Below are 22,788 nucleotides of genomic sequence, written 5' to 3'. Positions count from 1 at the left end.
GCCTCCAAGTCAAGAGGAGGTCTTGTTGCCAGCCTGTATCCGGTTTTCGATATGCCGACGAAATGTCGCCGGGTCGCGCCACCAGCGCCGCGACAGCAACGCGGCCAGCCCGGCACCGGTGGCGTTGAGCAGTACGTCGTCCACGGACGACACCCGATCGAGCCGCAGCACGTACTGCGCGATCTCGACCAGCATCGAGCAGCCTGCTCCGAGTGCAAGGACTCGCGGTATCGATGCCAAGACAGGAAACCGAAGCGGAGCGAAGAATCCGAGCGCCGCGAACACCAGCAGGTTCCCGACGATCCCACCTGCCGACATCGTTAGCAGGTCCCGCAGCGGTACCAGGCTGAACCGACCGGGGACCTCGCCCGCGTGACTGCCCGGCAGCATCGTCATCCAGACCCACGGCACCGTCCCGTAGACCATGCCGACCTCGGCCACCGACCTACGCCAACGCTGCGCGTCAGGACGTCGCCGGACGGCCAGAACGCACACCACGAGAACGGCCACCGGCGCGGCGGCGATCGTGAGGAGGACGACTCCGTTGAAGGTGTCGAACAAGTGGTGCCAGTCCTTGACCATCACGCTATCTTCGCTTGCCTCTCAGGTACTCGCGCCGCCTCATGTAGAGGTCGAAGGCCCGATACATCACCGGCCGCAGGGGCAGGTCCCACTCCCCGACGTACCGTACCGCCTGACCGCCGGTGCCGACCTTGAACTGGATCAACCCGACGTGCGCGTCGTCGACGTCGAGGGTAGGGGTGATGCCGCGGAGATCGTAGACATCGCAGCCGGCCGCGAGCGCGTCGCGGATCATCGCCCACTGGCACGCGTTCGAGCCGCGCACCTCTCGCTTCTCGGTCGCGGAGGCGCCGTAGGAGTACCACGCGTAGGCGCCGACGCGGACCAGGATCGTGGCGGCGACCAGGTCGCCCTGGTGGTGAGCCAGGTAGAGCTTGATCCGCTCGGGGTCCTCCGCGCTCATCTCGGCGAACATGGTCTCGAAGTACCGCAGCGGCCGCGGCACGAAGTGATCGCGCTCGGCGGTGTGCACATACAGATCGTGAAATGCCTTCAAATCCGAGCCGACCGTGACCTCGACACCGGCCCGAGCCGCCTTCTTGATGTTGCGGCGCCATAGCTGATTCATGCCCCCGAGCACGTCGTCCTCACTCCGCCCGGCCAGCGGAACCTCGTACTTGAACTGCGGCTGCCCTGCCCCGAACCCGTCCTCCGGACTCTGCGCCAGCCAACCCGCGTCGCGCAGCCAACCAGCCACCCGCGCACCAACCAGATCGCTTTCACCAGGCACGTCCGTGAGCCGCCCGACGCCCGGGTCCGCGATACCCGCCTTGACCTGAGCGGCGCTCCAACTGTCCGTGCGCAGCGGCGGAACCAACCGGATCGCGAACCCACCCTGTGCCTTCAGGTACGCCGCCAACGGGTCGAGCCACCTGCTGAGATCGCCGGTCCAGTCGATGGACGGCCCGTCGGGCAGATAGGCCAGCGTATGGCGCTCGAGGCGCGGCACCGGCCGGTGCAGCACGAGCCCAGCGCCGACGAGCCGCCGCCCGTCGTACCAACCGAGAGACTCGCTACGCCACTCGGTCTTCACACGCCCCCACGCCGGGGTCTGCAGGAAGCTCACCGACCGTTGGGCCTGCACGAACTCCAGATGCTCGGCCGAGCTGATCGGCGCGACGGTCAGCGTCACCCCTGCATCCTCGGATCCTGCGTCGGGTCGGCGTAGCGGGGCGGGCAGCCGCGCGTGACGGCCTCCGGGCGCAGCTCGTAGTGCCACGGCTCGTTGTCGTAGATCTGGCAGAGCCCATACCTGAAACCACGCTCGGACAACCAGGCCGTCGCGTCGGAGCGCCCGATGTCGATAGCCTGCCCCGCCACGTGCGGCGACGTCGTAGGAGTGGCGACCCAGCGGGCCGCTTCCCGCTCCGAGCCGTACTTCGAGACCGCCTCCTGGAGCAGGTGCTCCTGGTACCCCGGCGTACGCCAGCCGCTGTTGACGTAGAACTTGACCCCGTCGTCCGCGGCATCCGTCGCGGCCTTGCGCAGGGCAACGAGCAGGGCGGGATCGAGGTTGGCGACCGCGGGGATGTCGTCGAAGACCGTGACACCGTCAGGTACGGCGCCGTCCGTCTCGCCGAGCGTGGATCCGGCCGGGAAGGACGGGAACGCGAGCGACTGGTGGATGAACACGCCGATGATCGCCACGTTCGCGACCAGGAGCGTCGCGCGGATGGTCATCTTGGTACGGCGGCCTGCTGCCGGTGCGCTGACGGACATGGGTCCAGTCAAAACACGCGGGTGTTGTCAGCGCGTATCCGGTTTTGGATACGCGGGCGATATGTGACGCCTCGTACCATCGAGACTGTGCGCGTACTGATCGTGGAGGACGAACCTGAGATGGCGGACGCCATCCGGGCCGGCCTGCGCCTCGAAGCGATCGCCGCCGACGTGGCGGGTGACGGTGACGCCGCACTGGAACTGCTGAGCATCAACACCTACGACATCGCCGTTCTCGACCGCGACATCCCCGGCCCGTCCGGTGACGAGATCGCCAAGCGGATCGTTGCCTCCGGCAGCGGTATGCCGATCCTAATGCTGACCGCCGCCGACCGGATGGACGACAAGGCGTCGGGGTTCGAGCTCGGCGCCGACGACTACCTCACGAAGCCGTTCGAACTTCAGGAGCTGGTCCTCCGCCTCAGGGCGCTCGACCGCCGGCGCGCCTACAACCGGCCGCCGGTGTGGGAGATCGCGGGACTGCGGCTGGACCCGTTCCGCCGCGAGGTCTACCGCGACGGCCGGTACGTCGCTCTCACCCGGAAGCAGTTCGCCGTACTCGAGGTCCTGGTCGCTGCCGAAGGCGGTGTCGTCAGCGCCGAGGATCTCCTCGCGCGGGCCTGGGACGAGAACGCCGACCCGTTCACCAACGCCGTACGGATCACTGTCTCGGCCCTGCGTAAACGCCTCGGTGAGCCCTGGCTGATCGCCACAGTGGCCGGCGCCGGCTACCGCATCGACACAGCGTCCGACACTGGAGCTGAAGGTCGTGGATAGGGAGCCGGGGCTGAGCGTTCGGCTCAAGCTCACCCTCAGCTATGCGGGATTCATCGTGCTGGCCGGTGTCTTGCTGCTCGCGGTCGTCTGGGTGTTCCTGCTGCGTTACGTACCCGAAATGATCGTCGCGCCGATGCGGATGCCCGACCGCTCCGACCTGGTGCGCGCCTTCATCCCGAAGGCCACCATGATGATGGCGTTCCTGCTGGTCTTCGGTCTCGTCGGCGGATGGATTCTGGCCGGCAGCATGCTCGCGCCGCTGACTCGCATCACCCATGCGACCCGCCTGGCCGCGAACGGCTCGCTGTCGCACCGGATCCATCTCGAGGGCCGCACCGACGAGTTCCGCGAGCTGGCCGACGCCTTCGACGTCATGCTCGCCCGTATCGAAGCGCATGACGCCGAACAGCAACGCTTCGCGGCGAACGCGTCTCACGAGCTGCGCACCCCGCTGGCGATCACGCAGACGTTGCTCGACGTGGCCCGCAAGGATTCGAACCGCGACACCGGCGAACTCGTCGAGCGCCTCCACCTGGTCAACACCAGGGCGATCGACCTCACCGAGGCACTGCTCCTGCTCAGCCGCGCCAACCAGCGGACCTTCATCCGGGAACCCGTCGACCTGTCCCTCTTCGCGGAAGAGGCCACCGAAACGCTGCTCCCACTCGCGGAGAAGCGCGGCCTCACCATCGAGACCTCCGGCGAGGTGGCCCCCACCATGGGCTCGAACTCGCTGCTCCTGCAGCTGACGACGAACCTCGTACACAACGCGATCGTCCACAACCTGCCGGACCAGGGCAGCATCTGGGTCAGGACCGGCGTCGGCCCCCGGACCGTGCGGCTCACCGTCGAGAACACCGGCCAGCAACTCACCGCACACCTGGTGTCCACGCTGGTCGAGCCGTTTCAGCGGGGCGCCGAACGGGCCCGCTCCGACCACGCCGGCGTCGGCCTCGGCCTGGCCATCGTCAACAGCATCGCGCAGGCCCACAACGGAACCCTCACCCTCACTCCGCGCGAAGGCGGCGGGCTTCGCGTCACCGTGGAACTTCCCCTGCGGAAAGCCGAGAAGAGCAGGACACGACGAACCCACGGCGCCGCCGGGCCCGAAATCTGATCTAAGCCGCCTTGAGCGTGAGAGTCAGGTGGGTGATGCCGCTCGGGCTCGTGACCGCCTCGAAGTCGTACTTGTCCTCGAGCGCCTCCAGGCCGTCCCACAGCCGGACGCCGCGGCCCAGCAGGATCGGGACCTGGGCGATGTGCGCGTAGTCGATCAGGCCTTCGGCGAGGAACTCCCGTACGACGGTAGGCCCGCCGCCGACCCGGATGTCGCCGCCGTTCGCCGCGGCGCGAGCCTGCTCGATGGCCTCGCGCGGCGTGGCGTCGACGAAGTGGTACGTCGTGCCACCCTCCATCTCGACCGACGCGCGCGGGCGGTGGGTGAGCACGAACGTCGGCGAGTGGAACGGCGGGTTCGGGCCCCACCAGCCCTTCCACTCCGGGTCGTCCTGCCATCCGGGCGGACCGAACTTGCCAGCGCCCATGATCTCGGCGCCGATCCCGGGCTCGTGCCGCTCGGCGAACGCGTTCTCGATGCCGACGGTGCCACCGGTCAGGCCGTCTGCCGCGTGGAAGAACCGGGTGCCGACCAGCCACTCGTGCAGCCGCTCACCGGCGTGCCCGAACGGGGCCTCGAGGGACTGGCCGTCGCCGGTGGCGAAGCCGTCGAGTGAGATCGCGAGGTTGTGAACACGGATTTCGGACATCGGAATGCTCCTTCGTTTCGGCGCCGCCTTCGGGCGCTCTCACGGGAAGGTCGACGCCAACCACCCCGTCTTGACATCACCGCACAGAAAATCTGCTTTTGTCGCTGGTTCACCGTCGAAATGAGTCTGATTAGCGTGTGCTCCGGGTGGGGCACGGTGTCCTGCTCGCTCAAGGAGGATGCGCAGATGGAGAGAGCTCACGTCAACAGGAGGACAGTCCTGGGCGGCCTGGCCGGGGCCGTCGCCGCTGCGGCGTTACCCGGCGGAACGGCGTACGGAAGCACTTCCATGGAGGCGAGCCCGCTGCGGCGGTACCCGGGGGCCTGGCCCGAGCTGGAGCCGTACGGCGTGGCTGACACCCGGCTCGACCTGTGGCCGCGTGACGACAACTCCTTCGTGTTGCCGCTCGAGCTACGGCCTCGTGACGAGGAGCTCGGGCGGGTGTGGATGCGTGACACGCACGTCAACTGCTTCACGGTCGACGGCCGCCCGCTGTACGTCGCGACAGGTACGACGCGGGTGCCGGGGCGGCCCGCGGCAGGCCCGTGGAACGACGGCATCTTCGTCTGGACCGCACCGTCTCTGCACGGCCCGTGGCGGCTCGCCGACACGAGCGGGATCCGGCCCGATGCGGAGCTGGGCAAGGTCTGGTCACCCGAGTTCGCCGGCGAGAACACGCCCGGCCGTACCGTCGTCGCTCCGTGGCAGGAGTACTGGTACGACGACCAGTTCGGCAAACGGGGAAACGCCTGGGCTCCCGAACTCCACTACTTCCGCGGTACCTGGTACATCGTCGCCTGTATGGGCGATCACTCCCGCAAGGTCGGGTCGTTCCTGCTGATCAGCGAGGGCGGGGTCGAGGGCCCGTACCGAGTTGCCCAGGGCAACCTCGAAAAGCCCTTCGGTGACCCGCTCGTCGGCGGCCCTGCCTTCGTCCTGCCCGGCGCCTACCACCACATCGACGGCGGCCTGTACTCCGAAGGCGACGACGCGTGGCTCGTCCTGCACAACAACCTCTACGCGCGGTTCCGCGACGACATGGAAGACATCGTTCCCGCGACCAACCTGCCCGCGTTCCAGCAGAGCCCGTACTCGCCCGAGCCCTACCTCGAGGGTGCGTACGTGCTGAAGTACGGCGGAAAGTACTACCTCATGCACGCCGCCTGGGACCGCGCCTCGACGAACCCGGACGGCAGCGCACGCAACGCGTACGACCCGCCCGCGCCAGGACGCGTCCAGTACCAGTACGACCTGATCATGGCGGTCGCCGACCGTTTCGAGGGCCCGTACTCGAAACGCTGGACCGCGGGTGTCGGCGCCGGCCACAACAACGTCTTCGTCGACGCATCCGGCCACCTGTGGGCGACCTTCTTCCGAAACCCCGCGTTCGGCTACTGGGCCGACCCCACCCGCATCGCCGACGCGGCAGTGCCAGGAGTCGTCCGGATGGAGTGGACGGGCCCGGACAGCAATCGCATGTACGTGCAACGCCGTACGACGCCCGCCGCCGGGACCGAACCGCTGCCGGCCCTCGGTGCTCTCGGAGCCAACTACAACGAGAACCTGAACCAGGTGAACTATCGCGAGCTGCGGACGGCGCGCGCGAGCTGGGTCCGCGGCTTCTACGCGTTGCCTGAGGCCGACGCCGTACCGCCTGCGCAGAGCGAGACCCTGCGAGTGATGCGCGACGCCCACAGCCGCGGCTACAAGACCCTGCTCAGCCTGAAGTTCCCGAAGACCACGACGTCCTTCCCGCGCCCGGGCAGCCCGGAGATGGCTGCCGAACTCGCGCGACTCGACCGGGTGCTGCCACTGGTATTCGGGACCGCCGACGTCGTCACGATCGGCAACGAGCCGTTCATCGAGAGCCTGCCGGCCGAGCGCGACGAGCGTCTCAACGAGTTCTACGAGACCGTTGCCCGTCATGTCGTCAACGCCCGGCCAGAGGGAAGCACCACCCATCTGTTCATGGGTGCCCTGAACCGGCTGGATCTGCCGCAGAACCGCACACCCGCCGTCGAGCGCTATCTGCGGTTCGTCCGCGAGACGCCCGAGCTCGAGGGCGTCGACCTGCATCCGCACGTCGCCGACGAGGGCGCGATCCAGGACTTCCTCGACTACACCTTGCCCCGGCTCCGGCCTGAGCAGATGTTCCTCGTCACGGAGTTCTCCCTCGTCTGGTACTGGCAGCAGCACCTCACCGATCGCATTCCGGCGGCCTTCGCCCAGCAGTACGGCTATTCGCCGGACCGGCAGGTGTGGGAAGTCATCGGCGACGCCATCAAGCACCCGTTCCCCGCACGCAAGTGGAACGACCTGCTGTCCGGGAGTCCGTGGTTCGAGTCCAAGAAACACTTCTTGCGGGACGAGCTGGAACGCTTCCGCGCCACGTGCCGGCTCGCCGTCGCGACGTACGGCTTCCGGCAGATCCCGTCCATGACGGCCGGCTGGAGCGCCACCAAGACACCGTGGCTGTTGAACTGTGTCTTCGCCCCGCTGACCGTGCAGTCGCGTGACGACGCGATGTCGGCGCCGGGCTACGCCTGGATCGACGACTTCCGCGCGCTGCAGTGAAGAGACCGTGGGCCCTCGTGCGGGAGGGCCCACGGAGTTACTTCTGGTACGTCGTTTCGTCGAGCCCGCTCATCGTGGGGTCGTAGCCGACGTCGCCCACGTCGTACATGGACGTCATCCAGTGGTAGAAGTTGTCGCCCCGCTCCCGCAGCACCGTGTACAGCCGCCGCATCATCCGCGACCGTACGCCGGCATTCTCCGGGTGCTCGTACACGTTGAGCAGTTCGTCCGGATCGAGCTCCAGGTCGTAGAGCTCGTTCACCGAGTCCGGATTCACCACGAGCTTGTACCGGTCCGCGCGCAGCATCCGTTGCGGGTAAGGGAAGTGGTGCCCGTGGAACTCGCACACGATGTCGTCCTCCCACTCGGCCGGCTCGCCACTCACCAGCGGCAGCAGACTCCGCGAGTCGACGGCCGCCTTCGGGTCGGCCCCGGCCAGTTCGAGGATCGTGGCGGTGCAGTCGAGCAGGCTGACGAACTCGTTCCGTACGACGCCCTCCGGCTGCCCCGGCACGCGAATCAGGCCGGGCGTGCGGTAGATGTCCTCGTACATCGCGGGCCCCTTGTCGTGCAGCCGATGCGAGCCGGTGAACTCCCCGTGGTCGCAGGTGAAGAAGACCGAGGTGTCGTCGGCGAGCCCGAGCCGGCGCATCGCGTCCAGCACCCGGCCGAGCTGGCGGTCGATCAGCGCGACATACCCCTGGTAGATCGCGATCAGCTTGCGCGTGGTCTCGATCGGCATGGTGTCGAACGTCCAGTGCGCGCTGTAGTTCTTCTGCACCATCGGCTTGCCCTGGAACGTCTCCGCCACCGATCGTGGCAGCTCGACATCCGCGGGATCGATCAGGTCGAAGTACTCGTCCGGGAGGATGTACGGCAGGTGCGGCCCGAAGAAGTGCAACGCGAGGAAGAACGGTTGCTCCCGTTCACGGACGTCCGCGGCGTACCGCTCGAGCATCTCGATCGCACGAGTGGCGAGGTAGTGCTCGAACGTTGCCTCCACCGGCTGGTGCAGCCGGGCGGCGAGCAGGTTGCCGGGTCCGCCGTTGGGCAGTGTGCCGCGGATCCGGTCCGAGATCTCGTACGGCGGCAGGCCCCGCTCCTTGAGGTAGGCAAGGTAGTCCGGGTGATCCACCGGGTTGTGCCACCCCGGCAGGTCGGGGCCGTCGAACCCGAAGTCACCGGCCGACTTGTTGGTGCCGACATGCCACTTGCCGATCAGTCCGCAGTTGTACCCCTTGTCACGCAGCGCCTGCGAGAACGCGAACTGCCCGTCGGCCAGGTCCTCGAGGTACCCGACGTTCCGCTCGTAGTTCGCCAGCAGCTTGTGCCGGAACGGCGCCTGGCCGGTGAGCAGACTGGCCCGGGCCGGCGTACAGATCGCCGTCGGCGTGTACCAGCGGTCGAACCGGGTCCCGGTGCGGGCCAGCTCGTCGAGGTTCGGGGTGGTCCCCAACCGGTTGCCGTAGGCGCCGAGCGTGTCGGCCCGGTGCTGGTCGGTCATCAGGAAGAGGATGTTCTTCGGCTCGGTCACTTGGCCGCCGCCGTGGTGAACAGGTCGCCGGTGTAGTAGGTCTTCGGGTCGGTCTTCGACTTCAGCTTGCCGGCCTGGACGAAGTAGTCGGCCATCCCGTTGAGCCACTTGCCGATCGTGCCGTCCTTGGTCTTCGCGTCCAGTTCGTCGACCGACAGCACCTTGACGTTGCCCGCGTCGGCCTTGACCTGGTCGACCGGCACGCTGAGCATCTTCGCGGTCAGTTCGATCGACTTGTCCATGTTGGCGGAGCGGTAGGCCATCGCGTCCCGCAGTACGGCGATCGTCTTCTCGGTCTTGTCCTTCTGGCCGGACACCACGTCGTTGCCGGCCACGAACGCGGTCGGGAACGAGACCTGGGACTCGAAGTCGGAGTTCTTGGCGAGCTCGGTCAGATCCGGGACCTGCTTCTTGATGGTTCCGATGGCGGGGTACCAGAAGCCGGCGGCGTCGATCTTCTTGGACGCGAACGCCGAGACGATCGTCGAGGCGTCCATGTTGACGACCTTGACGTCCTTCTTCGTCATACCGGCCTTCTGCAGCGCGAGGGTGAGGATCATGTCACCCGACGTGCCTTCCGGTACGCCGACGGTCTTGCCGCGGAGCTGGTCGATCGAGGTGGTACCGGAGCGCGCGATCACCCGGTCGGCGTTGCCGAGGGTGTTGATCGCGACGATCTTCGCCTGCCCGGACGCCGGCAGCCAGAACGCACCCGGGCCGATGTAGCCGAAGTCGAGGTCGCCGGTGCCGAGGGCCTGGATCTGCAACGGGCCGTTCGTGAACACCTTGGTGTCGGCCTTCAGGCCGTGCTTCTCCCAGAGCTTCTGGTCCTTCGCGATCGCGAGCAGGCTGGTGCCGTTGTAGTCGGCGATGTAGCCGAACCTCACCTCTTGGAGATCGCCGCTCGCGCCGTCGTCCGAGCCGCCTCCGCAGCCGGACAGGGCCAGCGCCAGGGCGGCTGTGCCGGCGGCCAGGGCCGTCAGTTTGCGTGAGAGTGACATGAGACGTCCTTAGGATCGAGCCGTCGCGGGTGACGGCAGAGAGGTTCCGGAATCGGCCGAGGTGCGGCCGTCCTGGTGGTACACGGAGTGCCAGACCCGGTTGCGCAGCGCGGCGAACTCGGGGCTGAGGCGGAAGTCCTCCGACCGGGGGTACGGCAGGTCGACGTCGACCACGTCGTAGATCCGCCCCGGCCGGGCGGCCATCACGATGACGCGGTTCGCCAGGAAGACCGCCTCGTCGACGTCGTGGGTGATGAACATGACCGTGCGCTGCTCCTGGCTCCAGGTGTCGAGGAGCTGTTCCTGCAGCTTGACCCGGGTCAGGGCGTCCAGGGCCCCGAACGGCTCGTCCATCAGCAGGATCGACGGGTTCACGGCGTACGCACGAGCGATCGCGCAACGCTGCCGCATACCGCCGGACAGCATCTTGGGCAGCGCGTCGGCGAATTCGCCGAGCCCGACCATGTCGATGAAATGCTGGGCTCGTTCGCGTCGCTCGGCCTTGCCGGCGCCTGCGGTCTTGAGGCCGAACTCGACGTTCTTACGCACGGTGAGCCAGGGGAAGAGCGCGTACTGCTGGAAGATCACGCCGCGTTCAGGCCCGGGACCAGACACCGGTACGCCGTCGACGAGCGCGCGCCCCGAGGTCGGTTCCTCCAGGCCGGCGAGGATGTTCATCAACGTGCTCTTCCCGCACCCCGACGGCCCCACAACGGTGATGAACTCGTTGTCGGCGATGTCCAGCGACACCTGGTCCAGCGCGGTGAACATGTCCTTGCCAAGGGCAAAGGTCTTGGTGACCGACTGCACGGAGATCTTGGCGGTCATCGGCGCTCCTGCCATCCGGTGAGTTTGCGTTCGGCCATCAGGAGGACGCGGTCCATCAGCAGGCCGAGGATCCCGATCGAGATCAGGCCGACGAAGATCGTCGGCAGGTCGTAGTAGAGCTGCGCGTTCTGCATCCGGAAACCGAGGCCCTGCTGTGCGGCGATCAGCTCGGCGGCGACCAGGGTGGCCCAGGCCGACCCCAGACCCACCCGCATGCCGACGAGGATGAACGGCGTCGACGCGGGCACCACCACCCGGGCGAAGATGCCGGCGTCCTTGGCGCCGAGCACCCGGGCCGCGTTGATCAGCGTGCGGTCGACGTTGACCACGCCCTGGAACGTCGAGATCACGCAGGCGAGGAACGCGGCCAGGAAGATGACGAAGATCTTCGGCGCCTCGCCGATCCCCATCAGCACGATGGCCAGCGGGATGATCGCCAGCGGTGGAACGGTGCGGAAGAACTGGATCCACGGCTCGACCAGTCCGCGGACGACGGCGTACCAGCCCATCAGGAACCCGACGGGGACGGCGGCGGCGGTGCCGAGCGCGAAACCGATCAGGACCCGCGTCAGGCTGGCCAGGACGTCTTTGCCCAGCGTGCCGTTGCCGATCAGGGTGATCGCCTGCGCGACGACCTCGGGAGGCGTGGGCAGTTTGAGTCCGGCGAGAGCCAGCGCCCACCACACCGCGATACCGAGGCCGACCGAGACCGCGTTCAGGAGCAGGGGAAGACCACCGACCCGAGCGCGAGATCGTCCTCCGGCGCGGTCGCGCGGCTTCGCGCCGCGGGCGGTCTGTTCACTGATGACGGCCATCGGCCACTCCTCGGGTCTGCCGCGGGCGGATTGCCGCCCGCGAACCGGCGCCGTCCGACGCCGGCGTCTCTGGGTAGCCCGCCAGGAGCGGCGAGCTGTGGAACACCGCGGCGAGGGCACCGAGCGCGCCGTCGTCGTCGGCGAGGTGCGCCGCCCGTACACCGGGGGAGGCGGCGCCCGGAAAGAGCTCGTAGGCGACTGTCGCGGCGGCCTGCTGGACGATCACGGGCGCGAGCCGGGTGATCTCGCCGCCGATCACGATCTCGGCGGGGTTCAGCGCCATCGCGACAGCGGCGAGGACGCGGCCGACCGCCGCGGCAGCGTCACGCAGTACCCGGTCGGCCACCGGGTGCGATCTCGCGACCGCGGCCGCCAGATCGTTCAGACTCTCCACTGGGAGCCCGGCGGCCCGGCAGGCGGCCAGGATCGCTGGGACCGAGGCGACGGTCTCGAGGCAGCCGTTCTTGCCGCAGCGGCAGGGGCCGCCGTCGGCATTCACCGTGACGTGGCCCAGTTCGCCGGCCAGTCCGGCGGAGCCGGACACGAGGCGTCCGCCGACCACGAGCCCGCCCCCGACTCCGTCGGACAGACGGACGTAGAGGAGGTGCTCGATCGCCTTCTCGCCGAAGATCGCCTCGGCGAGCGCCGCGAGCCGGGTGTTGTTGTCGACGATCACCGGTGCGCCGAACCGCTCGAGGAACGCTTCGTCGACCGAGGCCTCGTGGAAACCGTCGGCCGCCACCCGGTGGGACGGGTAGTCGCGCACACCAGGTTTGCCCGAGTACGGCCCGGGGATGCCGATGCCCACACCCTGCAGGGCGCCGTAGTGGACGCCGAACTTGTCACTGAGTCGTTCCACCAGACGGAACGCGACGTCGAGCCGGGTCGGCCAGTCGATGTGGTCCTCGTACCGGTCGGAGCCCGACGCGACGATCTCGTGCGAGGCGTCGGCCACGGTGACGTGCACGCGGCGATGCCCGAAGTCGACGCCCATGAACTGTCCGGATGCCGGGTCCAGGGCCAGCCGCTCGGCGGGCCGGCCGCTGCCCTCACGGTGCGCCGCGTCGGTGTCGGTCACCACGATGGCGCCCCGCTGCAGCAGGCTCCCGGTGATCTCGGACAGGGTCGTACGGGACAGGCCGACGGCGCGGGCGATCTGGTTCCGGCTGAGCGCGCCCTGCTCCCGCAGCACCTGGAGGACCCGCTCTTCGTGGGTCCTCCGCATCAGCGCCTGCACTCCTGGATAGGTCTGCACCTTCGTGACGCTAGGAACCCGGAATTATTCCGTCAACAGTCCGACATAATTCGGCTTCTTTTTCGACGGCCAGGCCATCACAATTGCTGGACGCCGGGGGAGCGTGCGCTGGGGACGTGCCGTGGCGGCCAATTGTGATGGCCTGGAGATCCGAGCTCAGGCGCGGCGGAGGGTGATGTTGCCGCCGTGGGTGCGGGCGCGGACGGTGACGGTGCGGGTGGGGTTCTCATCGGACTCCAGGTCGTTGAACACGCGGCCGATCGAGGTGTGTGCGTCCAGCGCGGCCGCAGTTCCCGCGGGGACGCCGATCGCGACCTCGCCGGTGGCGGTGTAGAGGTCGACGGTGCCGGTGCCGAGGGCACCGACGCGGATGTCGCCGTTCGCGGTCCGCGCGTTGACCTCGGCGCCGGCCGCTTCGACGGTGATGTGGCCGGTGGCCGACTTGGCGCGCAGGGTGCCGGCCACCTTGCCGACCCGGATGTCGCCGTTCGCGGTCTTCAGCTCGCACGAGCCGACCTCGCCCTCGACGACGTACTCGCCCTTCGCCGTGTACCCCTGGACGTCGGAGCCGGTCGGCAGCTCGATCAGGACCTCGATCGCGCCGTACCGCTTGCTGAACATGGACCTCAGCTTCGGGTGCTTGACCTGCAGCTTCCCGTCGGTGAACTCGATGACCACCTGCTCGGCGGCCTTCACGTCGAGCTCCCAGGTGGGGTCGACGGGCCGGACCTCGACGACGGTGACGGTACGGTCGCTCGCCTTGACGGTGATGTCGCCGAAGATGATGTCGACGGCGGCGGAGATCGGTGCTGGGGTGCTGAAGGTCGCCATTTCGAGTGCTCCTGAGTCGTGATCCGGCTGATGACGACAACTCTGGCCGGGTGCGCTGACAAGGCTCTGTGATCCCTGCGGACACGGCGCTGACACCGTGTAGGCGGCGTGTCAGGTGCGTGTCAGGACGCCCGCCGAAGGTGTTCCCATGACAACTTCGGCGATCGCGGTCACAGGACTGCGCAAGGCATTCGGCGACAAGACCGTGCTCGACGGGATCGACCTCGACGTCCCCGCGGGCACCGTCTTCTCCCTGCTCGGCCCGAACGGGGCCGGCAAGACGACAACGGTGAACGTGCTGACCACGTTGACCAAGGCAGACGGCGGTACGGTCCGGGTGGCCGGGCACGACATCGCGACCGAGGCCAAGGCGGTCCGGTCCGCGATCGGGGTCACCGGCCAGTTCGCGGCCGTGGACGAGCTGCTGACCGGTCGCGAGAACCTCCAGCTGATGGTCGACCTGAGCCAGGGCGCGGGCGACGAGGTCGTCGACCGGCTCCTGGAGCGCTTCGACCTCGCGGAGGCGGCCGACAAGTCCGCGGCGACGTACTCCGGTGGTATGCGCCGCAAGCTCGACCTGGCGATGACCCTGGTCGGCGACCCGCAGATCATCTTCCTCGACGAGCCGACGACGGGCCTCGACCCGCGCAGCCGGCGCACCATGTGGACGATCATCCGCGAGCTGCTGGCCGACGGCGTGACCATCTTCCTGACCACGCAGTACCTCGACGAGGCCGACCAGCTGGCCGACAGGATCGCGGTACTCGACAAGGGCCGATTGGTTGCCCAGGGCACCCCGGAAGAGCTCAAGCGGCAGATCCCCGGCACCCACGTCCGGTTCCGGTTCGGCTCCGTCGAGGACCTCGACACGGCCGCCCGGATCATGCCCGACTCCACCCGGGACGACGACGCGCTGACCTTGCGGGTCCCCAGCGACGGCGGCACCCAGTCGGTCCGCAAGCTGCTCGACCGGCTCGACGAGTACTCGATCGACGCCGACGAGTTCTCCGTCAACACCCCTGACCTCGATGACGTATTCCTCGCCCTGACCGGCCACGACACCGCGGAGGTAGTCGCGAAATGAAGAACCCCTCGATCGTGATGCTGCGCCGCAACCTCAAGCACATCGCGCGGAACCCGACCTCCGTCTTCAACGCGGTCCTGATGCCGGTCGTGGTGATGCTGATGTTCGTCTACATGCTCGGCGACGCGTTCAGCGTCGGCGTCCCGTACGTCGACTACGCGACCCCCGGCATGCTCCTGCTGGCGGTCTGCTACGGGCTCGGCGCCGTGGCGACGGCGGTGAACTCCGACATGACCAAGGGCATCATCAACCGCTTCAAGGTGATGGACGTGCCGCGGGGCGCGGTCCTGACCGGGCACGTGATCGCCAGCGTGATGACCAACCTGATCGCGATCGCCGCGATCATCGGGGTCGCGTTCGCGCTCGGCTTCAACCCGTCCGCGAGCTTCGCCCAGTGGCTCGGCGTGATCGGTCTCGTCGTACTGCTCGGGGTCGCGACCGGCTGGCTGACCGTTGCCCTCGGCCTGTTCGCGAAGACCCCGGAGACCGCGGGCCTGGCCTCGGTGCCGCTGGTGATGCTGCCGTTCTTCAGCAGCGCGATCGTGCCGGCCGACAAGATGGGTCCCGGTGTGAAGCAGTTCGCGCAGTACCAGCCGTTCACGCCGATCATCGAGAGCCTGCGCGGGCTGCTGAACGGCGCGCCGGAGACCGGTGACATGATCGCCGCCTTCGCCTGGTGCCTCGGGATCGCCGTGGTCGGGTACGTCTGGGCGACCTCGACGTTCAAGAAGCGAGCGTGACCTCGACGAGTTCTCGCCAGCTCGCCTGCCGGCCCTCTTCCGTCGCCTCGGTGAACTTCGCGTCACCGAGGCGGCGGCGCGTCTCCTGCTCCACCTTGGCCACATCGGGGTTGGACCGGTCGGGCAGGCCTCGTACGACGGCGCTCGCGGCGAGCAGGCGCGCGGCCTGCTCGTCCTGATCGGTGCGCAAGGCAAGATCCGCGATCCCCACGAGCATCTGCGCGATCCCGGGGGCGTGCCCGCTCTCGGTCGCTGCCTGAAACGCCGCGCTGCGGTGCTGCCAGGCCTGGTCGAGATCCACGGCCAGGTAGCCGAGTACGTCCTGGATCATCGCGCGCAGGTTCGCCCGCTCCGCCTCGTGGCCCAGCAGGGTCGTCGCGAGGTCGAGCTGCCGGCGTGCCTCCTCGGCGTCGCCGCTCCAGCGCGCGAGCTCCGCCTTGCACAACGCCACCTCGACCAGGGCCTCCGGCCACGCGACGCGGTCCGCCTGCCGCAGCGATTCCGCCATCGCGGTCGCGCTCGCCTCGTGGTCGTCTGCGAGCCAGTACAGCTGGGCCTGCCGCGACCGCATCCGTACGACGTCCTCGGTGGCCCCGACCTCCGCGGCGACCGCGATCGCCTGCTCGTAGTACTCGCACGCGTCGGCGAACTCACCACGTACGGCGACCCGGTCCGCCAGCTCGGTCAGCGCGAACGACATCCCCCAGCGTTCGCCGATCGCACGGAACTCGCCGAGCGCGGTCTCGAGCGCGACGTCCGCGTCCACGTCTCCGTCGCCGAGCATGATCCGCATCTTGCCGGTCTGCAAACGCGCAAGCGCCCGTACCCAAGGATCTTCGTCGGTGAGCAGCGGCTCGAAGGCGGACACGAACTCGGACGGCCCTTGCAGCAGGCGTTCGAGTGCTTCCGACATCGTCACCGCCGGATGCGTGTTCTTGACCCGCCGGCTGACGTCCGCGGCCTTGCGGATCCATTCCTCGGCGTTGCTCTCGTCGCGTCCGCGTCCCGAGGTCATGAACCCGGTGACGAACGCGTACACCACCGCGCGGGTCTCGTCGGGGGCCTCGCCCGGGACCGCCGGGGCCGCCATCAGGAACTCGCTGCCCTCGACCTTGTGCCCGGCGAACCACCAGTACCACCCGGCGGCCGCGGCGAGCCGCATCGCGCCTTCCGCGTCACCGGCCGCCAGCACGGCCCGCATCGCCGCGGCGATGTTGTCGTGTTCGCCTTCGACGATCGCCAGCCATTCGAGCTGCTCGGTCCGGCGCAGGTGCGGGTCGGCGGTCTCGGCCAGCTCGGTGAAGTAGGCGAGATGGGTACGGCGGGTCTGGTCGGTCTCGCCCGCTTCCTCGAGACGCTGGTGGGCGTACTCCTTGATCGTGCCGAGCAGCCGGTACCGCGGCGCGCCCTCGTCCTTGGTGACCACCAGCGACTTCTCGGTCAACGCGGTCAGCAGGTCGAGCACCTCCCACGACTCGACCTCACCACCCGCGCAGACCTGCTCGGCCGCCTCAAGGCTCGCGCCGCCCGCGAAGACCGAGAGCCTGCGCAGGGCCGACCGCTCGGCGTCGGAGAGCAGCTCCCAGCTCCAGTCGACCACTGCGCGCAGCGTGCGGTGGCGGGGGAGCGCCGTACGACTGCCGCCGGTCAACAGGCGGAACCGGTCGTCGAGGCGGTTCGCGAGCTGCTCCAGCGACATCGTGCGCAACCGGGCCGCGGCCAGCTCGATCGCCAGCGGCATACCGTCCAGCGCGCGGCAGATCCGGGCCATCGTCTCCGGATCCAAGGCGAGGTCCGCGCGGACGGCCCGTGCCCGGTCCTGCAGCAGACGGACGGCCGGCGAGGCGTCGATCTCGCTGTTGCCGGTGGGGAGCGCGAGTGGTGCGACCGGCCACAGCGCTTCGCCGGTGATACCGAGCGGTTCCCGGCTGGTCGCGAGGATCCGCAGCCGCGGGCACTCGCCGAGCACCCGGTGCGCGAACGTCGCCGCGGACTCGATCACGTGCTCGCAGTTGTCCAGGATCAGCAGCATCGCCCGCTCGCGGACCGCGGCGATCACCCGGTCCGTCGGGGCCGCGTCCGGTACGTCGCCGAGCAGCGCGTCCCGCAGCGCCAGCGCGCCGAGCGTCGCCTGCGCCACGTCCCCGTCGGCGCCGATCGCCGCGAGCTCGACCATCCAGGCGCCGTCGGGCAGGTCGCCGAGCACGGTCCGCGCGGTCTCGGTCGCGAGCCTGGTCTTACCCGATCCGCCCGGCCCGATCAGCGTGGTCAGGCGGTGTCCAGCGATCAGGTCGCGGACGGTGGCGATGTCGGCGTCCTTGCCGACGTACGTCGTGAGCTCTTCGCGGAGGTTCGTGTTCCGCTTCTCGTCCCGGCGTACCAGCTCGCCGCGGAGGAGGGCGACGTGCAGGGCGGACAGCTCCGGTGAGGGGTCGACGCCGAGTTCGTCGGCGAGGGTTTCGCGGGTGCGCTCATACACGCGAAGCGCCTCGGTATCGCGGCCGGAGGCGACCAGAGCGCGCATCAGGGCGGCGACGAGGCGTTCGCGCACCGGGTGGGCGGCGACCAGGTCGGTCAGCTCAGTGACGAGATCCGCGCCGTGGCCGAGGGTGATTTCGGCGTCATACCGGTCCTCCATCGCGGTCAGGCGGAGTCCGTCGAGCCGGGTCACGGCCGCGTCGAACGCGCCGCTCTCGGTCAGCCCGACATCCTGCATCGCCGAGCCACGCCACAGCGCGAGCGCCTCACGCAGCAGCCGGACACCTTGCGGGTCCTGGTCGGTGCGGGCCCGGGTGAGGAGGCGCTCGAACCGTACGGCGTCCACAGCGTCGGGATCGATCTTCAACCGATAGCCGTCCGTGTGGCCCTCGACCGAGCCGTCCGGAAGCACCTTCCGCAGCCGCGACACCAACCGCTGCAAGGCGTTCGCGGCGTCCGACGGCGGTTGCTCACCCCAGATCCAGTCCACCAACGTGGCCTTAGGAACCACCCGCCCGGCGTCCAGCGCAAGCACAATCAACAGCCCACGCAACCGAGCCCCCGGCACGTCGACAAGCCCCCCATCGCCCGCGCGCACCTCAAACGGCCCCAACATCCCAATCTGCACCCACCAGATCTTGCCACGCACCCAGTGCTTACCTGACCACTTCCCCGCGCAGGCTGGTGACGCCGACGCAGGTCGGGTTGGGTGGAGGGGGATACGGCATCACGATCCTGGCTCCGCCGCCGCAGCTCTAGCTGACGGCCTTCTTGATCAGCGCGATGAGCTGCTTCTCGACTGCCGGCGTCAGCTTCGTGATGGCGTACGACGTCGGCCACATCGCGCCGTCGTCGATGTTGGCGGAGTCCTGGAAACCGAACGTGGAGTAGCGGTACTTGAACTTTGCGGCGTCCTGGAAGAAGCAGACGATCTTGCCGTTCTTCGCCCAGCCGGGCATGCCGTACCACAGCTTCGGGGTGAGTTCCGGCGCGATCTGCGGGATCAGCTCGTTCAGCCGCTCGGCGATCTCGCGGTCCGCGTCGGCCATGCCCGCGATCTTCGCCGCCTGCGCCTCGGCCGGGTTCTCCTTGCTCTTCAGCTCCTTCGCGTGCTCCTTCATCGCGTCCCGCTCGGCTTCGCTGAACCCGTCGTACGACTTCTTCGTGTTCTTCGTGGTGGCCATCGGACTCTCCCTTGTGTGGTTGCCGTCTCCAACACCCCAAACACTAGAAGCCGCCGCACACCCTCGCTTCTCGAAAACTGATCGATCTGACCACCTTGCGCGTCAGGTGTGCTCGGCGGTGGATTTGATGTTGGCGAGGGTGGTCCGGATCCCTCGCCGTTGTTTGGCGGGCAGCCGGAGGACGGCGTACATCGTCTTCAGGGTCCACGCGCCTTTCGCCGGTGGCAGGACCTCCATGTGATGGGTGAGACGGGTGCCGTCCAGCTCCGGCGTGACGGTGTAGGACCAGAAGACCCGGCCGCCTTCGCCGCGATTGGCCTCTTTCATCGGCGGGAACGAGACCCAGCCGAAGTTGTGGTCCGGAACCCACGTGGTCACCTCGGACGGCGCGTCGAACTTCTGCGGCCCGAACTTCTCGTGCGCGATCCAACGCGCTCCGACGTGCAGCGTGTCATCGAAGTCGATGACTTTGGTGATGCTCTTCGGGCCGGCGTACTCCGGATGCCGCCGAACGTCGGTGATCAGCTGCCAGACGGCGTCCGGTGTGGCGTCGACGTGGATGGTCTCCTCGATGTCTACGAGTGCCTGCATGGTCCCTCCCCGGTGGTGCTGTCTCCACGATGCGCCGATCCCGGGCGCCCGTCGAGGGGGTTGCCCTGAGCATCCATCCGGGTCTGTGGATGTGACGACGGTCACGTTCGGTGTCGTCACGAACTGGGGGTGGGCGCGGTCAGGTGGGCATGCTCGCCTACCTCCGCGCTCAGCTGTCGGCGTAGAGGCAGAACGGGTGGCCGGCTGGATCGAGTAGAACGCGGACGTCGGTCTGGGGCTGGAACTCGGCGAGCGTGGCGCCGAGTTCCAAGGCATGCTCAACGGCGGCGTCGAGATCACCGACCTCGACGTCCAGGTGCATCATCATCTGCTGCCGTCCCTCGACAGCCGGCCAGACCGGGCGCTCCCACGGCGCGGACGTTTGTGCCTGGAACGCGACGTACGTCTCGGAGTTGCCGGGAACCGCGAGGGTGAACTCGTTGGGCTCGTTCTTGTGGATCTCCCAGCCGAGCACCTCGTGGTAGAACAGCCCGAGCGCCTGCGGGTCCGGTGCGTCGATCACCGTCCCGAACCAGTGCCCCTTCGCGGATCGTCCTCTGAGCATCGCAGTACCTCCTCCTATGGGCCTACGACGCTAGAGGAGCGATCCGACAAATCAGCGTTTCCGGTAGACGGCGGTGTAGGTGGTGCTCACCGCCGGTGCGGTGATGGTGTGGTTCACCGGACCTCCGTCCGACCACGATGTGAAGTAGTACGTGAACTTGTTGAACTGCTGTGGAGACGGAGCGCTGACCGAGTTCGCCGAGCCGACCACGACGGTGACGGAGAACGGTGTCGAGCGTGGCGCCTCGTTGACGACCATGTTGGTCAGGGTGAGCCCGCCCGGGTTGGTCCGGAACGTGAGTACGACGGTCCGCGGGTCCAGCCGGACCGAAGTCGTCGAGGACAGACCTCCGGAATCGGTCGCGGTCAACGCCAGTTCGAGCCAGGACGGATAAGGGTGGTCCGGTGCCGCGAATGTCCCCGCAGAACCGCCGACCGTCTCCACCTCGTGCGTGTGGCAGTCGGACGGCGTGAAGCAGTGATGCATGATCAGCTTCCAGCTCAGCGCGGACGCAGGCAACGACCCGTCCTGCAGGTCGGTCGCATGGCCGCTGAAGGCGATCTGGTCACCGACCTTCCAGGTCAGGCTCGCTGCGGGCGAGTCGATCACCGCCGTCGGCGCCGTGTTGCCGGCCGTGACCGTGACGGACGTCGTACCCGTCGCTCCCTGGTTGTCCGTCACCCGGAGGCTCGGGTGATAGGTCCCCGCCGCGCTGTAGGTGTGCGTCGCCGTCGCGCCGGTCGCGTCGCCGAACGTGCCGTCACCGTTGAGATCCCACGAATAGCTGAGCGGTCCGCCCTCGGGATCGGACGACGCGCTGCCGTTGAAGTTGACGGTCAGCGGGACGGCGCCACTGGACGGGGTTGCCGTGAAGGCCGCGGTCGGCGCCTGGTTGGCGGCCGTGAAGGTGATGCGGTGTACGGCGCCACTCTCCATGTCGACGTAGAACAGGTCGCCGCCCGGACCGGTCTTGAGGTCAACCGGATGGCCGGCGGCGCCACCCGTCGAGTCGACGCCGACGAACGACCGCAGTCGGGCCGGATCGGGCAAGCCGTTCGTACCGGGCAGCATCGCCCAGATCTCGTTCCGCGAGTGGTCGGCGAAGAACAGCGCGCCGTTGTACTCCGACGGATACGACCCACCCTGGTAGAAGGTGATCCCGGTGATCGACGAACCGCCGGTGCGGCAGCCGGTGTAGCTCACCACGCAGGCGTTGTGGTTGTAGGCGTAGTACGGCGCGACGACCGAACCGGGCGTCGAGTACAGCGACGAGCACGACGACAACCCGGCACCCTGGTACCCGCCCTGGGCGGGCGTCCCCTCGTAGCAAGGCCAGCCGAAGTTGTTCGCGGTCGTCGGGACCACCACTCGGTTGATCTCTTCCCACGAGTTCCACCCGACGTCGCCGATCCACAGCTCGTCGGTCCCCGGGCGCTGCGTCATCCGGAACGGATTACGTACGCCGTAGGCAACGATCCGCCGGGCGTTCGGATCCGCCGAGGAGATGAACGGGTTGCCCGGTGCGCCGGCACCCGTGCTGGGGACGAGGCGCAGGATCGCGCCGTCCAGCGTGGCCGGACCGCTGGGACGGCGGACGCTCTGACTGCGCAGCGCGCCACCTTGCGCGTTCGGTGCTGTCAGAGCGGTGCCGACCGAGCCCGGCGGATCTCCGCAGGGGTTCGCCTGGTCGCCGGCGTAGGTCGCGCCGTACTGGCCGTAGTCGACGTTGTTGAAGCTCGCGCCGTCGCCGCCACTGACGTAGAGGTAGCCGTCACGCCCGAAGAGCAGCGTGCCGACCGAGTGGCTGGGGAACTGCTGGCACCAGTCGTTGATCAGTACCTGCTCGGAGCCGGTCATGACGTTGCCGCTGATCTGCAGCCGGGACAGCCGGGCCGACACGAGACAGCCGTCCGTGGTCGGGCCGGGTGGTGTCGGGCAGGCGTCGTTCCACCGCGGGGCGGTTCCGCCGATCGCCGCGTCGTACGCATAGAGCACGTAGATGTACGGGTCGGCAGGGAAGTTGGGTGGCAGCGCGAGACCTAGAAGGCCGCGGTCCCAGTAGTCGCCGACCTGGAGTGACAGGTCGGCGACAGTGACTGGACTGGTGTCGGTGAGACTCTGGAAGATCTTGATCACGCCGTTCTTCTGGCCGACGACGATCCGCCCGTCCGGCGCGAACTGCAGCACCGTCGGGTTCGTCAATCCGCTCAGGACGACCGAGTCGCGGAACCCGGTGGGCAATGTTTCTGCTTTGGCCGCGCCTTGACTGAGTACTGCGGCGACCAAGAGCATCGCCGCCGCCATGCTGATCCGTCCGCGCCCGTGCGCGGTTCTACCGAGACCCCACATCTCGTCCCCCACTTCTCAGCGCCTCAGACCCCTCCGGGCGCTGTCTGTGGTTCAGAATGCGCCCATCCACGGCAACCGTCGAGTGGGTAGCTGCCCGCAGCCGGCCGAGTTCAGC

The 22,788-nt window shown here is 68.3% G+C and carries 20 protein-coding genes; 5 read left to right on the top strand and 15 right to left on the bottom strand.

Annotated features, from left to right (window positions below):
• Positions 1–9: 9 nt before the first annotated feature.
• The 3 genes from EV649_RS05230 to EV649_RS05220 are packed head-to-tail and all read right to left on the bottom strand — an operon-like array spanning position 10 to position 2,301.
• Positions 10–582 carry a VanZ family protein gene (locus EV649_RS05230; protein ID WP_130381034.1) on the bottom strand — a complete coding sequence of 191 codons (573 nt, stop codon included), beginning with the start codon at positions 580–582 and terminating at the stop codon, positions 10–12.
• Between the two features lie 4 nt (positions 583–586).
• Entirely contained in the window at positions 587–1,714 is a 1,128-nt protein-coding gene (locus EV649_RS05225) for a peptidoglycan bridge formation glycyltransferase FemA/FemB family protein (RefSeq protein WP_130381032.1), read from the bottom strand.
• Positions 1,711–2,301 carry a M15 family metallopeptidase gene (locus EV649_RS05220; protein ID WP_130381030.1) on the bottom strand — a complete coding sequence of 197 codons (591 nt, stop codon included), beginning with the start codon at positions 2,299–2,301 and terminating at the stop codon, positions 1,711–1,713. Before EV649_RS05220 ends, EV649_RS05225 begins: the two co-directional genes overlap by 4 nt.
• 87 nt (positions 2,302–2,388) lie before the next feature.
• Here EV649_RS05220 and EV649_RS05215 point away from each other — a divergent pair, with 87 nt between their 5' ends.
• A complete protein-coding gene (locus tag EV649_RS05215) occupies positions 2,389–3,078 on the top strand; it encodes a response regulator transcription factor (protein ID WP_130381028.1) in 690 nt (229 codons plus the stop codon).
• The gene (locus EV649_RS05210) at positions 3,071–4,195 is read left to right on the top strand and encodes a HAMP domain-containing sensor histidine kinase (RefSeq protein WP_130381026.1); all 1,125 of its coding nucleotides are present in this window, start codon (positions 3,071–3,073) and stop codon (positions 4,193–4,195) included. Before EV649_RS05215 ends, EV649_RS05210 begins: the two co-directional genes overlap by 8 nt.
• Position 4,196: 1 nt before the next feature.
• Here the strand turns inward: EV649_RS05210 and EV649_RS05205 are convergent, their stop codons facing one another.
• Entirely contained in the window at positions 4,197–4,844 is a 648-nt protein-coding gene (locus tag EV649_RS05205) for a dihydrofolate reductase family protein (protein ID WP_130381024.1), read from the bottom strand.
• Between the two features lie 186 nt (positions 4,845–5,030).
• Here EV649_RS05205 and EV649_RS41065 point away from each other — a divergent pair, with 186 nt between their 5' ends.
• Positions 5,031–7,418, top strand: coding sequence for a family 43 glycosylhydrolase (locus EV649_RS41065; RefSeq protein WP_198682308.1), 2,388 nt, complete (start codon positions 5,031–5,033; stop codon positions 7,416–7,418).
• 37 nt (positions 7,419–7,455) lie between these two features.
• Here the strand turns inward: EV649_RS41065 and EV649_RS05190 are convergent, their stop codons facing one another.
• From EV649_RS05190 to EV649_RS05165, 6 genes are all read right to left on the bottom strand, one after another.
• On the bottom strand, positions 7,456–8,952 hold the full coding sequence (locus EV649_RS05190; protein WP_241997719.1) for a sulfatase-like hydrolase/transferase: 1,497 nt from the start codon (positions 8,950–8,952) through the stop codon (positions 7,456–7,458).
• Complete coding sequence (locus EV649_RS05185) at positions 8,949–9,953, bottom strand: aliphatic sulfonate ABC transporter substrate-binding protein (RefSeq protein WP_130381022.1); 1,005 nt, start codon at positions 9,951–9,953, stop codon at positions 8,949–8,951. Before EV649_RS05185 ends, EV649_RS05190 begins: the two co-directional genes overlap by 4 nt.
• A 9-nt stretch (positions 9,954–9,962) precedes the next feature.
• Entirely contained in the window at positions 9,963–10,781 is an 819-nt protein-coding gene (locus tag EV649_RS05180; RefSeq protein ID WP_130381020.1) for an ABC transporter ATP-binding protein, read from the bottom strand.
• Complete coding sequence (locus EV649_RS05175; RefSeq protein ID WP_130381018.1) at positions 10,778–11,596, bottom strand: ABC transporter permease; 819 nt, start codon at positions 11,594–11,596, stop codon at positions 10,778–10,780. The genes EV649_RS05180 and EV649_RS05175 overlap by 4 nt, the downstream gene beginning before the upstream one ends.
• Positions 11,580–12,851: an ROK family transcriptional regulator gene (locus tag EV649_RS05170; RefSeq protein WP_241997718.1), complete on the bottom strand. Its 1,272-nt coding sequence runs from the start codon at positions 12,849–12,851 to the stop codon at positions 11,580–11,582. The genes EV649_RS05175 and EV649_RS05170 overlap by 17 nt, the downstream gene beginning before the upstream one ends.
• A 156-nt stretch (positions 12,852–13,007) precedes the next feature.
• Complete coding sequence (locus EV649_RS05165) at positions 13,008–13,682, bottom strand: DUF4097 family beta strand repeat-containing protein (protein WP_130381016.1); 675 nt, start codon at positions 13,680–13,682, stop codon at positions 13,008–13,010.
• 148 nt (positions 13,683–13,830) lie between these two features.
• Between EV649_RS05165 and EV649_RS05160 the strand changes: the two genes are divergently transcribed.
• Both EV649_RS05160 and EV649_RS05155 read left to right on the top strand, forming a co-directional pair.
• Positions 13,831–14,766 carry an ATP-binding cassette domain-containing protein gene (locus tag EV649_RS05160; protein WP_130381014.1) on the top strand — a complete coding sequence of 312 codons (936 nt, stop codon included), beginning with the start codon at positions 13,831–13,833 and terminating at the stop codon, positions 14,764–14,766.
• Positions 14,763–15,506: an ABC transporter permease gene (locus EV649_RS05155; RefSeq protein WP_130381012.1), complete on the top strand. Its 744-nt coding sequence runs from the start codon at positions 14,763–14,765 to the stop codon at positions 15,504–15,506. Before EV649_RS05160 ends, EV649_RS05155 begins: the two co-directional genes overlap by 4 nt.
• On the opposite strand, the gene EV649_RS05150 is transcribed toward EV649_RS05155, so the two are convergent.
• From EV649_RS05150 to EV649_RS05130, 5 genes are all read right to left on the bottom strand, one after another.
• Complete coding sequence (locus tag EV649_RS05150) at positions 15,490–18,519, bottom strand: BTAD domain-containing putative transcriptional regulator (protein ID WP_241998093.1); 3,030 nt, start codon at positions 18,517–18,519, stop codon at positions 15,490–15,492. The two genes, EV649_RS05155 and EV649_RS05150, sit on opposite strands and share 17 nt — an antisense overlap.
• A gap of 220 nt (positions 18,520–18,739) precedes the next feature.
• Positions 18,740–19,168, bottom strand: a complete 429-nt coding sequence (locus EV649_RS05145; RefSeq protein WP_130381007.1) for a DUF1801 domain-containing protein — start codon at positions 19,166–19,168, stop codon at positions 18,740–18,742.
• A gap of 102 nt (positions 19,169–19,270) precedes the next feature.
• The gene (locus EV649_RS40730; RefSeq protein ID WP_157996175.1) at positions 19,271–19,759 is read right to left on the bottom strand and encodes an SRPBCC family protein; all 489 of its coding nucleotides are present in this window, start codon (positions 19,757–19,759) and stop codon (positions 19,271–19,273) included.
• A 169-nt stretch (positions 19,760–19,928) separates the two neighbouring features.
• Positions 19,929–20,324, bottom strand: a complete 396-nt coding sequence (locus EV649_RS05135; RefSeq protein ID WP_130381003.1) for a VOC family protein — start codon at positions 20,322–20,324, stop codon at positions 19,929–19,931.
• Positions 20,325–20,375: 51 nt separating this feature from the next.
• On the bottom strand, positions 20,376–22,685 hold the full coding sequence (locus tag EV649_RS05130) for a PQQ-dependent sugar dehydrogenase (RefSeq protein WP_206751578.1): 2,310 nt from the start codon (positions 22,683–22,685) through the stop codon (positions 20,376–20,378).
• Between the last annotated feature and the right edge of the window lie 103 nt (positions 22,686–22,788).

The sequence above is a fragment of the Kribbella sp. VKM Ac-2569 genome (assembly GCF_004216905.1).
GTDB lineage: Bacteria > Actinomycetota > Actinomycetes > Propionibacteriales > Kribbellaceae > Kribbella.
The sequence above is the reverse complement of the archived record's forward strand: the minus strand, read 5'-3'. Positions and strand labels throughout refer to the sequence as shown.